10 protein-coding genes are annotated in these 13426 nt (G+C 62.3%); 5 read left to right on the forward strand and 5 right to left on the reverse strand.

Annotated elements, in window-relative coordinates:
- Nucleotides 1-103 precede the first annotated feature (103 nt).
- Both CKW24_RS00930 and ilvD read left to right on the forward strand, forming a co-directional pair.
- On the forward strand, nt 104-562 hold the full coding sequence (locus tag CKW24_RS00930) for a transposase (protein WP_095164603.1): 459 nt from the start codon (nt 104-106) through the stop codon (nt 560-562).
- Nucleotides 563-905: 343 nt separating this feature from the next.
- Nucleotides 906-2747, forward strand: coding sequence for a dihydroxy-acid dehydratase (gene ilvD, locus CKW24_RS00940; RefSeq protein ID WP_095164607.1), 1842 nt, complete (start codon nt 906-908; stop codon nt 2745-2747).
- A 239-nt stretch (nt 2748-2986) separates the two neighbouring features.
- Here the strand turns inward: ilvD and CKW24_RS00945 are convergent, their stop codons facing one another.
- The 4 genes from CKW24_RS00945 to CKW24_RS00960 all read right to left on the reverse strand — a co-directional run bounded on the left by CKW24_RS00945 (nt 2987) and on the right by CKW24_RS00960 (nt 8322).
- Complete coding sequence (locus CKW24_RS00945; RefSeq protein WP_095164609.1) at nt 2987-5464, reverse strand: TonB-dependent siderophore receptor; 2478 nt, start codon at nt 5462-5464, stop codon at nt 2987-2989.
- Nucleotides 5465-5612: 148 nt separating this feature from the next.
- Nucleotides 5613-6605, reverse strand: coding sequence for a FecR family protein (locus CKW24_RS00950; protein ID WP_256585372.1), 993 nt, complete (start codon nt 6603-6605; stop codon nt 5613-5615).
- A complete protein-coding gene (locus tag CKW24_RS00955; RefSeq protein WP_095164611.1) occupies nt 6602-7135 on the reverse strand; it encodes an RNA polymerase sigma factor in 534 nt (177 codons plus the stop codon). Before CKW24_RS00955 ends, CKW24_RS00950 begins: the two co-directional genes overlap by 4 nt.
- Nucleotides 7136-7266: 131 nt before the next feature.
- Entirely contained in the window at nt 7267-8322 is a 1056-nt protein-coding gene (locus tag CKW24_RS00960; RefSeq protein ID WP_095164613.1) for a phosphorylcholine phosphatase, read from the reverse strand.
- Nucleotides 8323-8563: 241 nt separating this feature from the next.
- Here CKW24_RS00960 and CKW24_RS00965 point away from each other — a divergent pair, with 241 nt between their 5' ends.
- Complete coding sequence (locus CKW24_RS00965; protein WP_095164615.1) at nt 8564-9955, forward strand: L-cystine transporter; 1392 nt, start codon at nt 8564-8566, stop codon at nt 9953-9955.
- Nucleotides 9956-10074: 119 nt separating this feature from the next.
- On the opposite strand, the gene CKW24_RS00970 is transcribed toward CKW24_RS00965, so the two are convergent.
- A complete protein-coding gene (locus CKW24_RS00970; RefSeq protein WP_095164617.1) occupies nt 10075-10587 on the reverse strand; it encodes a dihydrofolate reductase in 513 nt (170 codons plus the stop codon).
- An 85-nt stretch (nt 10588-10672) separates the two neighbouring features.
- On the opposite strand from CKW24_RS00970, the gene CKW24_RS00975 reads away from it, so the two are divergent.
- On the forward strand, nt 10673-12043 hold the full coding sequence (locus CKW24_RS00975) for a DUF2868 domain-containing protein (protein ID WP_095164619.1): 1371 nt from the start codon (nt 10673-10675) through the stop codon (nt 12041-12043).
- Entirely contained in the window at nt 12036-13421 is a 1386-nt protein-coding gene (locus CKW24_RS00980) for a DUF3482 domain-containing protein (protein ID WP_095164620.1), read from the forward strand. The genes CKW24_RS00975 and CKW24_RS00980 overlap by 8 nt, the downstream gene beginning before the upstream one ends.
- Nucleotides 13422-13426: the final 5 nt, after the last annotated feature.

Consider the following 13426-nt stretch of genomic DNA (forward strand, 5'->3'; position numbering starts at 1 on the left):
GGCTCGCTCCAGGTGCAGGACACATTCTGATCCACTGCCGAAGCGACAACCTCCCACCCCACGCCTACCGTTTTCTCTTCCCATCACCGAAGAGGACAACGGAATGTCCAACACGCCAAAAGCCCATCGATTACGCACAGGTCGGCACTCGCAATCCGGTCGTATCTATCACCTGACCGCTGTCACCCATGAACGACAACCGATCTTCAATGATTTGTACGTTGGACGCTTGGTAGTGAGTGAATTCAGAAGAGCTCATGAAGCCGGCAATGCCACCTCAATAGCCTGGGTCGTCATGCCGGATCACTTTCATTGGCTGGTTGAATTGCACAACGGTGATTTGCCGAGACTGATGCAGGCGGCCAAATCCAGAAGTGCTCGCGCCATCAACCAGCAAAGAGGTCGCCACGAAACGCTATGGCAAAAGGGTTACTTCGATCGGGCCTTGCGTCGCGAGGAAGATCTGAAAGCCATCGCCCGATACATCATCGCCAACCCTTTGCGCGCCGGGCTTGTGACTCGAGTTGGAGACTATCCGCTGTGGGATGCCATGTGGATTTAATACTGTAGGAGCGAGCTCGCTCGCGATGGTGGTCAACGATAACGCGGGGAACCTGACACCCCGCGGCGTTCTCGGGTTCATCGCGAGCGAGCTCGCTCCTACGGGGGTGGTCGCCGAACGTATTGTGAATGCTTGCAGCCATTCCCTCCTGACGCCAGCGGTGTAGAATCGGCCCTATTCATCGCCAGTCATCCCCCGGCGGGTTTATGAGCTCAAGCTGAAGCGCGCGGCGATCCCGCAAAGTTCTCGGCAACTTCCGGACACCCGGCTATTTCTGAGTGTTCCAGACGTCAATAGAAGCTCACTTCCCTTTTGATACCTGATTAGCCGCCCGGAGTGCTTCATGCCAGATTACCGCTCGAAAACATCCACCCACGGTCGCAACATGGCCGGTGCTCGCGCTCTGTGGCGCGCCACGGGGATGAAAGATGACGACTTCAAAAAGCCGATCATCGCCATTGCCAACTCCTTTACCCAATTCGTCCCGGGCCACGTGCACCTCAAGGACCTGGGTCAACTGGTTGCCCGCGAGATCGAACGCGCTGGCGGTGTGGCCAAGGAATTCAACACCATTGCAGTCGATGACGGCATCGCCATGGGTCACGACGGCATGCTCTATTCGCTGCCGAGCCGCGAGATCATCGCCGACTCCGTCGAGTACATGGTCAACGCCCACTGCGCCGACGCGATCGTCTGCATCTCCAACTGCGACAAGATCACCCCCGGCATGCTGATGGCCGCCTTGCGCCTGAACATCCCGGTGATCTTCGTTTCCGGCGGTCCGATGGAAGCCGGCAAGACCAAGCTCGCCTCCCACGGCCTGGACCTGGTTGACGCCATGGTGATCGCCGCCGACTCCAGCGCTTCTGACGAGAAAGTCGCTGAGTACGAGCGCAGCGCCTGCCCGACGTGCGGCTCGTGCTCCGGCATGTTCACCGCCAACTCGATGAACTGCCTGGTTGAAGCCCTCGGCCTCGCGCTGCCGGGCAACGGCTCGACCCTGGCCACCCACAGCGACCGCGAACAGCTGTTCCTGCAAGCCGGGCGCACCATCGTCGAACTGTGCAAACGCTACTACGGTGACAACGACGACTCGGTACTGCCGCGCAATATCGCCAACTTCAAGGCGTTCGAAAACGCCATGACGCTGGACATCGCCATGGGCGGTTCCACCAACACCATCCTGCACTTGCTGGCCGCAGCCCAGGAAGCCGAGATCGACTTCGACCTGAAGGACATCGACCGCCTGTCGCGCCACGTACCGCAACTGTGCAAGGTCGCGCCGAACATCCAGAAGTACCACATGGAAGACGTGCACCGCGCCGGCGGGATCTTCTCGATCTTAGGCTCGCTGGCCCGTGGCGGCCTGCTGCACACCGAGCTGCCGACCGTGCACAGCAAGACCATGGCCGAAGGCATCGCCAAGTGGGACATCACCCAGACCACCGACGAAGCCGTGCACCACTTCTTCAAGGCCGGCCCGGCGGGCATCCCGACCCAGACCGCATTCAGCCAGTCGACCCGTTGGGAAACCCTGGACGACGACCGTGAAAACGGCTGTATTCGCAGTGTCGAGCATGCCTACTCGCAAGAAGGCGGCCTGGCCGTGCTGTACGGCAACATCGCCCTGGACGGCTGCGTGGTGAAAACCGCCGGTGTCGACGAGTCGATCCACGTGTTCGAAGGTCGCGCCAAAATCTACGAAAGCCAGGACAGCTCGGTGCGCGGCATCCTCGCCGACGAAGTCAAAGAAGGCGACATCGTGATCATCCGTTACGAAGGCCCGAAAGGCGGCCCGGGCATGCAGGAAATGCTCTATCCGACCTCCTACCTCAAGTCCAAGGGCCTGGGCAAAGCCTGCGCCCTGCTCACCGACGGTCGCTTCTCCGGCGGCACCTCGGGCCTGTCCATCGGCCACGCTTCGCCAGAAGCCGCTGCCGGCGGTGCGATTGGCCTGGTGCAGGATGGCGACAAAGTGTTGATCGACATTCCCAACCGCTCGATCAACCTGTTGGTCAGCGATGAAGAACTGGCGGCACGCCGCATCGAGCAGGACAAAAAAGGCTGGAAGCCGGTTGAAGTGCGCCCACGTAAAGTGACCACCGCACTGAAAGCCTACGCCCTGCTGGCCACCAGCGCCGACAAGGGTGCCGTGCGCAACAAGGCGATGCTCGACGGGCTGTGATCGTTAGCCGTTGAACTGAAAATGCCCCGCCAAGTGCGGGGCATTTTTGTTTGTGCCGATCCACTGTAGGAGCGAGCGCCCGCTTGCGGCTTGCTCGCGAAGAACTCAAAAACAACGCGTTTATTCAGGTAATACGCGTCATCGTTGGGGTCCATCGCGAGCAAGCTCGCTCCTACAAAGTACTGCGCATTTGTGCAGCCCTTGTAGGCGCTGGTTTGAGAGCGCAAGTCTCAGGGCATTCAGAACTGCGGCTTGTAGGTCACACTGAACATCATGTTGCGCGGGTCGCCGTAGTAGTTGTTGCCGGCGAGTTGCGCGTACGAGGGGATGAAGTATTTCTTGTCGAACATGTTGTTCAGGTTCACCGCCAGGGTCACTTCGTCGCTGGCGTCATAGGCCACGCGTGAGTTCCAGATGGCAAAGCCGGCCTGTTCGAAAGCGCGCTCGAAACTCAAGGTGCTGCTCTGGGCATTGACCCCCGCACCGACACGAACCCGGTCCAACTCACCCGGCAAGCGGTAATCACTCCACACCCGCAGCATGTGCATCGGGGTCGCGGTGCTGAAGATCTTGCCTTCGAGCTCCGTGTCCTTGAGGAATTTGGTGGTGTTGTAGGTGTAGCTGCTGGTCAGTTGCAGGTTCGGCAGCACTTCGCCGCTCAACTCGGCCTCGATGCCCTGGCTGCGCACCTTGCCCGACGCCGTCGAGCAGTACCAGCCGCCGCACGCATTGGGGCCTTCAATGTCGGTAGTGAAGTCAGTCACTGCGCGGTTTTCGTGGATATAGCGGAACATTGCCAGCGAGGCGTTGAGCTGGCCGTCCATCAGCTCGCCCTTGATGCCCACTTCATAGTTCTTGCCCTCGACCGGTGGCAGGCCGGTTTTCTGCTGGGTTATCTGGACCTGAGGGATGAACACCTCGGCGTAACTGCCATAGACCGACCATTGATCGTTGAGCGCATAGATCAGGCCCGCGTAAGGCGTGACCTTGCCGCTGGCCTTGACCGAATTCTTCTCGCCGCCTTCCAATTGCTCGCGGGCGAAATAGTTGTCCTGGGCAAAATCGAAGTCGTACCAACTGCTGCGCGCGCCCAGCACCAGGGTCAGCGGATCGGTCAGGTGGATATTCCACGAACCATAGAGGCCTTTCTGCCGGACATCGTAGGTGCTGACGGCCAGGTTGGCCTTGTCGGCGATACTGTCGAAGCTCTGGAAGGGCCGATGGTGGTCAATGTTGAAGATATCGACGCCCGGGGCAAATGCGCGAGCGTAGCTGTCATCAGTGGTGTACTTGGAGTAGTTGCCGCCCAGCACCACGCTCTGCTTGAACGACAGCGCCTCGAAATCGCCATTGATGTAGATGTCCAGGCCACGGTTCTTGCCATAGAAGTCGGTGGAATAGTCAGCGAACCGCGAACCGCTCGAAGTGCCAGGGGTGATCGCGCCAGTGGTGAATTGATAGGTCGCCTCATTGGACTCGTTCATCGCCGTCGCCGACGCCTTGAGCTTCCAGCTGTCGTTGAAGTGGTGCTCAAGATCCATATACACCGCCGTCTGGTCGTTCTCCGAGCGGTTCCAGGTGGCGCCGGTGTAGGTGGAGCGCGACAGGTCGACCGCGCTGCCATCGGTGTAGCGCGGCAAGGCGATGTAGTACGGTCGGCCATGACTTTTCTTGTTGCTGAAACCGACGCCGAGCACGGTGTCTTCACTCAGGTCGAAATCCAGCGCGCCATACACAGTCTGTTCCCAGCTCCACGTATAGTCGGAAAACGAGTGGCCCTTCTCGTAGTTGACCACTGCGCGGCCGCGCACGGTGCCGGCTTCATTCAACGGTCCGCCGACATCCGCCTGCGAGGCATAGCGGTCCCAACTGCCGGCCTTGGCGCTCAGGGTCACGGTCGGTGCCGCCTGTGGGCGCTTGCGCACCAGATTGATCGCGCCGCCCGGGCTGTTGGCGCCTTGCAACAGAGCGGCAGAGCCGCGCAGCACTTCCATGCGGTCGTAGATCACCATGTTCTCGGTGATGTAGCTGCCCAGCGCATAGACGTTGCGGGGCACCGGGACGCCGTCATATTGCAGCGCCTCGATGTCGAAACCGCGGGAGAACATGAACATCCCCGGCCCCGGGGACTTGACCGACGCCAACCCCGGCACCGCTTCGATGGCCTGGGTCAGGGTGGTGATGTTCTGGTCATCCATGGCCTTGCGGGTCAGGACGCTGACCGACTGCGGGATGTCCTTGAGCTTCTGGGTACCCTTGCCGATGGTCACGGCACCGGTGGTGTAGGAACCACTGCCTTCGGTGGTCGTCCCCAGACGCTGGGCACCAATCTTGGTCGCCCCCAGTTCCAGGGCCGAACCGCTGCTCTGCGGCTGGTGCAGGGTGACGCTGTCATCGTCTATGAAGCTAGCCACCAGGCCGGTGCCGGCGAGCAAGTGCGAGAGCGCCTCGGCACCGGAGAAACTGCCCTTGACCCCAGGGGACAACACGCCTTGGGTGACGTCGGCGGACACCAGCACTTGCAGGCGCGTCACCGAGGAAAACGCCGTCAATGCGCCATCCAGCGACTGCCCGGCAATCTCGAAGCGATAGACCTGCGTCTGCTCGGCGGTCGCCGCCTGCAGGTACAACGGCGCTGCGCCCGAGGCCAGGCCGATAGCCAGCGTCAGCAAAGTCGGCAGGCCAGGCAGGCGACGCGTGGCGGTCAGATGTCCCATGAGTGTTTCCCCAAAGATCGAAGTCGGTGATTCAGCGCCGCACTACTTGAGAGTGCTTATTATTTGCGCGTCTCTGATCAAGGACGACCACGCCCGGAGAAACCCTGAAAGTTTTTGAGAATTATTTACAAAAGACAGCGAATCGCTTTCAACCCGCGCGCAGCACCAACAGATACGGCGTGTAATGCTCGGCCTGCAGGTTGAGGGTGTGGACCAATGCCTTGAGCACGGCGTCTGGTTTATCGATATCGAATACCCCCGATACCCGCCGCTCGCGCAGCTCATCACCGAGCACCAGGGTGCGACCGGGCCAGTAGCGGTTCAACTCCGCCACCACGTCGGCCAGCGACTGCTGGCGAAACACCAGTTGCCGCTGCCGCCAGGCAAACCCGGCGGCCGGGTCGAAGCCGTGGACCTCGCTCAACCGGCGATCCTGATACTCGACCGCCCTGCCCGGCTCCAGGTACACCGGCGCCCCATCGCCAGCGCTGACTGCAACCTTGCCCTGGGCCACCTGCACCTGAGTGCGAGCGTTGCGCTGGGCAACGCTGAACTGGGTGCCGACAACCGTCACCGTTCCCGTGCCGGACTCGACGACAAAAGGCCGGGCCGGGTCCTTGGTGACCTCGAACCAGGCTTCGCCGCGCAACAGGCGAACCTGGCGCTGACCGGCACTCAGGTGGATCTGCACGGCACTGTCGGTATTGAGTTGCAGCCGCGAGCCATCGGCCAGTTCGATCCGCCGAGTTTCCCCGGTACCGGTGGCATAGTCCGCGCGCCAGCGATCCAGCCAGGGGGTCTGCGCCGCCAGCAGACCGATCGTCATCAGCACCACCGCCGCCGCGCAGGCCTTGGGCAGCCAACGCTGGCCAGCAGGTTTTTTCCAGCGCGCCTGCTCGGCCTCGCGCATCTGCCGGGCGGGCTCGCGCAGACTGCCCAGCAGCAACTGCACCTCCTGCCAGGCCTCGTACTGCGCAGCGCCCTGAGCCAGCCAGCAGGCAAAGCGGTCGCGCTCGGCCGTGGTCACGTCTTCGGCCTGGAGGCGGAAATACCAGCCAGACGCCTCGGCGAACAGGTCATCGCGGTCCGGTGCAGCGGGTTCGGTCATCAGGGTTTCCACAGCCACAGGCGCGTCAGTCATGGGCGCGCGCCTCGCTTGTCGTTGGCCAGTCGCGCCTGGATAAAGGCCCGGCAATCGATCAGCGCACGCCGCAATTGGTACTCGACACTGCGCGGACTGATTGCCAGACGCTCGCCAATCTCGCGGTAGGAGCATTCGTCGACATGATAAAGCAGGAAGATGTTTCGAGTCGCTTCGGGGAGCGCCGCAATTGCATCATGCATCAGCCTTTGCTCCTGCAGCGCCGATAGCTGGTCCACCGCCGATGGCGTGCTGCAAGGCAGTTCGTCGCTAGGCTCACCCGCTTCCACCCGCTCACGACGAATCGCCTGGCGCTGATGATCGCGCACCAGGTTGCTGGCAATGGTGAAGAGAAAGGCCGGGAGATTGTCGATCTTCTCACCGGACTCGAGCCGCGCCAGGCGCAGGAAAGATTCCTGGGTCAAGTCGGCCGCCACCTGCGCACTACCGGTGCGCCGGGTGACGAACGCTTCCAGGGCTTTCTTCTGTTCAGCGAACAGGCGCGCGATCTGCGTATTCCAGGAGGACACAGCACTACCTTGATCGAAAGGGTCGTTCAGGAGCGCGCACGCTAGCAGAAGATGCGAGTGATTCGCAATTGATATGTTTTTGCCCAGAGGTGCCCAGCTCGCTGCGATGCAACGAGCCAGGCGCCTGCGTGTTACTGAATCTCCTCCGGCTTGACGATCACCCAGTTCTTGTCCGCCGTCACCGGCAGCCCTTCTTTGGCCTGGGCCGCAGCGTGCTTGGCCATCATGCCGTTGATCTGGGCCATGTATTTGTCCTTGCGGTTGACCCAGAGGTGGATGCCGCCCTTGGCCACGTCGACACTGTGAAACAGCATGTAGCCGTCGCTGGTCGGAGTGTCGCCGCCCACCAGCACTGGTTTTTTCCACTCGTCGATGTAGGTCAGGATGGCGGCCTGCTTGCCAGCCATCCAGGTCGCTGGGGTCCACAGGTATGGGGTCAGCTCCAGGCCCAGGTTGGCCTTCTCGTCATACTTGCCGGCGGTGATCTGCTTGCGCGCGGTGGTCAGTTCGCCGCTTTTGCGGTCCTTGAGCAGCATCGTCACGCCGATAACGTTTTGCGGTTTGACGTTGTAGCCATACTTGGGATCGGAGGCGACCATGCGCACCAGCTCTTCCGAGGCGGCGGTCATCACGTAGACCTCGATGCCGTTTTCCATCAGCTTGTTGTACAGCTCGGCTTGCCCGGTGAAGATCTTCGGCGGGTTGACCTCGATGGTCTTGACCACGTCGCCTTCGTAATAGGTGCTAGGCACCGGCTTGCCGGAGGCCATCAACTCGTCGACGTAGCCCTTGAGTTCCTTGAGGGTGAAACCGGAAAAGACCTGGGCGACCCATGGGTAGCAGACCATGTCATCGAGCTCGCACAGCCGGTAGTAGTAACTGAACAGGCTTTCCTGGTGCTCGGCGGTGTCCTTGAACGGAATCAGTTTCAGGGAGGGGTCCAGCTTCTCGCGGGTGATCAGGCCTTTGTTTTCCATGAACGGCAACAGCGACTCTTCCAGGTCGTAGCGGTAGCTGGTGTTGTCCATGTCGAACACCGCGTAGTTACCCTTGTTGGCGTTGGCCGCGATCATCGCGTCCAGCTGCTTGGCCTGTGCCTGGGGCCAATGTTTGAGATCGGTGGCGAACACCTGGCCGGCAAGGCCCAGGCACATGGCGACGGCTAACACTTGCGTAGCGACTTTCATGTGCATTTCTCCCTGAATGAAAGCCATCGACGCTAACAAATCTGCATCGCCGCCCTCGTCTGAGCACGACCGCTTGCGTGCTGATTCCGTCACCGGCATAACCGACAGCGTCAGCTCCTTATTCCAAAAACGACAGTCACCATGCGTTTTTGATATTAATTCAATAGATTTCAAGCTGTTAGGCTTGCCGGTTCGCAATTGCCCCGCGAGGCGATTGGCACAAGTCTTTTTTGGAGTCTCGATGAATCTGCCGCTGATCCTCAATCTGCTGGTGTTCCTGGCCTTGCTGTTTGGCCTGGCACAAACCCGCCACACCACCTGGAGCCTGGCCAAGAAAGTGCTGCTGGCACTGGCCATGGGCGTGGCGTTTGGCGTGGCCTTGCACACGATTTACGGTGCAGGCAATCCAGTGCTCAAAGCCTCCATCAGCTGGTTCGACCTGGTGGGTAACGGTTACGTGCAATTGCTGCAAATGATCGTGATCCCCCTGGTATTTGCTTCGATCCTCAGTGCTGTTGCCAGGCTGCACAACGCGTCCTCCCTGGGCAAGATCAGCTTCCTGACGATCGGCACCCTGCTGTTCACCACCGCTATCGCGGCGCTGATCGGCATCGGCCTGACCAACCTGTTCGGCCTGACCGCCGAAGGCCTGGTGGCCGGCACCCAGGAAATGGCGCGCCTGCAAACGATCCAGAGCGACTACGCGGGCAAGGTTGCCGACCTGAATGTGCCGCAGTTGCTGCTGTCGTTCATCCCGCAGAACCCGTTCGCCGACCTGGCCCGGGCCAAGCCGACGTCGATCATCAGCGTGGTGATTTTTGCCGCCTTCCTCGGTATTGCAGCCCTGCAACTGCTCAAGGATGACGTGGAAAAAGGTCAGAAAGTGATCAACGCCATCGACACCCTGCAAGCCTGGGTGATGCGCCTGGTACGCCTGGTGATGAAGTTGACCCCCTACGGTGTGCTGGCGCTGATGACCAAAGTGGTCGCCGGTTCCAACCTGCAGGACATCATCAAGCTCGGCAGTTTTGTGGTGGTGTCGTACCTGGGCCTGGGCCTGATGTTTGTAGTCCACGGCCTGCTGGTGGCGCTGGCCGGGATCAACCCGCTGCGCTTTTTCCGCAAGGTCTGGCCGGTACTGACCTTCGCCTTCACCAGCCGCTCCAGCGCCGCGAGCATCCCGCTGAGCATCGAAGCGCAAACCCGCCGCCTGGGGATTCCGCAGTCGATCGCCAGCTTCGCCGCTTCGTTTGGCGCCACCATTGGCCAGAACGGCTGCGCTGGTCTCTATCCGGCGATGTTGGCGGTGATGGTCGCCCCGACCGTGGGCATCAACCCGCTCGACCCGCTGTGGATCGCGACGTTGGTGGCGATTGTGACCTTGAGTTCGGCCGGGGTGGCCGGGGTCGGCGGTGGCGCAACCTTCGCCGCGCTGATCGTGTTGCCGGCCATGGGTTTGCCGGTGTCTTTGGTGGCGTTGCTGATTTCCGTCGAGCCGCTGATCGACATGGGCCGCACGGCGTTGAACGTCAGTGGTTCGATGACAGCCGGGGCGATTACCAGCCAGATCATGCAGCAGACGGATAAAGACGTGCTGCTGGCTGATGAGCATGAGGAGTTGGCGCACGCTTGAGTCTTTGAGCGGCTGAGCGGGCCTCATCGCGGGCAAGCCCGCTCCCACAGGGATCTGCGGTGAACACATATTTGTGTTCGACCAAGACCCATGTGGGAGCGGGCTTGCCCGCGATGCTTTTAGGCTTTTTCCCAGATTTCGAAGCTGTACGCCGGCTTGTCGCCTTCGGCCGGATTCGGCACATTCGACACCAGCTTCCACTGGTTCAACTCAAACTGCGGAAACCACGCATCACCCTCGGGGCTCAGCGCCACGCGGGTCAGGTACAGCCGATCGGCCTGGGCCAATCCTTGCGCATACAGTTGCGCACCGCCAATCAGCATCAGCTCATCGACACCTTGTTCCAGCGCCCACTCCTGCGCTCGCTCGACGGCGGCCTCCAGCGACGGATAGACCTCGGCGCCCTCCAGCTGCAAGTCGGCCTGGCGACTGACCACGATGTTCAACCGCCCCGGCAGCGGGCGACCGAGAGAATCCCAGGTCTTGCGACCCATGATGATCGGCTTGCCCAGGGTAGTGGCCTTGAAGTATTTGAAATCCCCCGGCAAGTGCCAGGGCATGCTGTTGTCGACGCCGATCACGCGGTTTTCACCGAGGGCTGCGATCAGGCTGAGGGGGAGTGTTTTTTTCATGGCGAGGAGGATACCAGAGCCTCGCTTTCCCCGATAAGCGCCACAGCGGTTATGCTCAGCACTCACTTAAGCGACGGGATGACGCGTGACTGATCTGCACACACTCTGGCTGACCGAAACCATCCGTCTGCGCGAGGAACACGCCGGCGCCCTGGAGGATTCGCAAGCCAACCGCCTGGCCCGCAATGCCGGTGGCGACCTGCCCAGCCGCATCCAGGCCCGTGCACACTGGCTGGCCGAACGCGATGGCCTGACCGCGGCCCTGCGCCATTGGCTACAAGGCGCGCGCCTGGCACTGCTGGTCCTGGCCGTGCTGGCGATCCTCAGTGGCGCCGGCCTGGCATTTGCCGCCCTGGGCGATGGCCAGGCTCCGGTCAATGTGTTCTGGGCCCTGGGCAGCCTGCTCGGGCTGAACCTGATTCTGCTGCTCAGTTGGGCCTCGGGGCTGATCCTCGCCGCCGACTACGGCGCCACCCTCGGGCGCCTGTGGCTGTGGCTCAGTGAAAAACTCGCCCGCGATGCCAAGGCCGCCCACCTGGCGCCGGCCCTGCTGCTGTTGCTACAACGGCACAAACTCAATCGCTGGTTGCTGGGCCTGCTGGTCAATGGCCTGTGGCTGGTGGTGATGCTCAGTGCGCTGGTCATGGTCCTGACGCTGATGGCGACCCGGCGCTATGGGTTTGTCTGGGAGACCACCATCCTCAGCGGTGAAACCTTCGTCGCCCTGACCCAGGCCCTCGGTGCTCTGCCTGCGCTGCTGGGGTTCAGCGTGCCTACCGAAGAAATGATCCGCGCCAGCGGTGACGCCGCCCTGAACCTTGAAAGCGCCCGCCAAGCCTGGGCCGGCTGGCTGGTCGGCGTGGTGCTGGTGTACGGTGCATTACCGCGCCTGCTGCTGACCCTGCTGTGCCTGTGGCGCTGGAACCGTGGCCGCGCGGGCTTGCAACTGGACCTGAAATTGCCCGGCTACGCCCAATTGCGTGAACGCCTGATGCCCAGCAGCGAGCGCCTTGGTGTCAGCGATGCCGCGCCAGAGCGCCTGCATCAGGTCGAAAGCGCGAGCAGCGCCCTGCACAGTGACGGCGCGCTGCTGGTGGCCATCGAGCTGGACGACCAGCGCCCGTGGCCGCCGGCCCTGGCGAAGAACGTCAAGGATGCCGGGATCCTCGACAGCCGCGAGTCGCGGCAAAAGCTTCTCGAACAACTGACCCGCTTCCCGCCAGCCCGCCTGCTGATCGCGTGCGACCCCCGGCGCTCTCCGGATCGCGGCAGCCTGGCGCTGATCGCCGAACTGGCCCAGAGCGCCAGCGCCACCCGTGTCTGGCTGCTGCAGGCACCGCCCGGCCAGGCGTTGGACGCCGACCGCCTGGGGGACTGGCATGCCGCCCTGCAGCAATTGGGCTTGCCCTTCGCCGATTGCGCACCGATGAACTGGCTGGAGTCGGGTCATGACTGATGCTCAACCAAAACCGCTGAAGCTCGCCGTAGTCGGCCACACCAACGTCGGCAAAACCTCCTTGTTGCGCACCCTGACCCGGGATGTCGGCTTTGGCGAAGTGTCCCATCGCCCCAGCACCACCCGGCATGTCGAAGGCGCGCGTTTGTCGGTCGATGGCCAGGCCCTGCTGGAGCTCTACGACACGCCCGGCCTGGAAGACGCGATCGCCCTGCTCGACTACCTCGAACACCTGGAGCGCCCCGGCGAACGCCTCGACGGCCCTGAGCGCCTGGCGCGTTTCCTCGACGGCAGCGAGGCGCGCCAGCGCTTTGAGCAGGAAGCCAAGGTGCTGCGCCAACTGCTGGCATCCGACGCCGGGCTGTATGTGATCGATGCCCGCGAACCGGTACTGGCCAAGTACCGCGACGAACTGCAGGTGCTGGCCAGCTGCGGCAAGCCGCTGCTGCCGGTGCTGAATTTCGTCAGCAGCGCCGACCATCGCGAACCGGATTGGCGTGAAGCCCTGGCGCGCCTGGGGCTGCATGCGCTGGTGCGCTTTGACAGTGTCGCGCCGCCGGAAGACGGCGAACGCCGGCTGTATGAAAGCCTGGCGCTGATGCTGGAGAACTCGCGCGGGCAACTGGAGCGCCTGATCGCCGACCAGCAGGCGCAACGCCTGGCGCGCCAGCAAAGTGCCGCCCGCTTGATCGCTGAACTGCTGATCGACTGCGCCGCCTGCCGCCGCAGCGTGGCCAGTGACGCCGGGCAGGAACAGCAGGCCATCAGTGACCTGCGCAAAGCCGTACGCCAGCGCGAACAGCGCTGCGTCGAAGCGCTGCTCAAGCTCTACGCCTTCCGCCCGCAGGACGCGGCGGCCAGCGATTTGCCGCTGCTGGACGGACGCTGGGGCGATGATTTGTTCAACCCCGAAACCCTCAAGCAACTGGGAGTGCGAGTCGGTAGCGGGATCGCCGCAGGAGCGGCGGCCGGGGCAGGCGTCGACCTGCTGGTGGGCGGCCTGACCCTCGGCGCAGCAGCATTGGCTGGCGCGATTGCCGGCGGCGCCCTGCAAACCGCACGCAGTTATGGCAGTCGTTTGCTGGGCAAGATCAAGGGACAACGCGAATTGACAGTCGATGACAGCGTGTTGCGCCTATTGGCACTGCGCCAGCGCCAACTGGTGCTGGCCCTCGACCAGCGCGGGCATGCCGCGATGGACAGCATCAAGGTGGATACGCCGCAGGATAAAGGCTGGCGCGAAGGTAAGCTGCCCGAAGCCTTGAACAAAGCCCGGGCGCATCCACAATGGTCGTCGCTCAATCCCCATGGCAAGTTGAGCCAGGCCGAGCGCCAGGAGCAGGTGGAGCTTTTGGCGCAGAAGGTGATCGGGGAATAACCTCT

The organism is Pseudomonas sp. Irchel 3H3, assembly GCF_900187635.1.
Lineage (GTDB): Bacteria > Pseudomonadota > Gammaproteobacteria > Pseudomonadales > Pseudomonadaceae > Aquipseudomonas.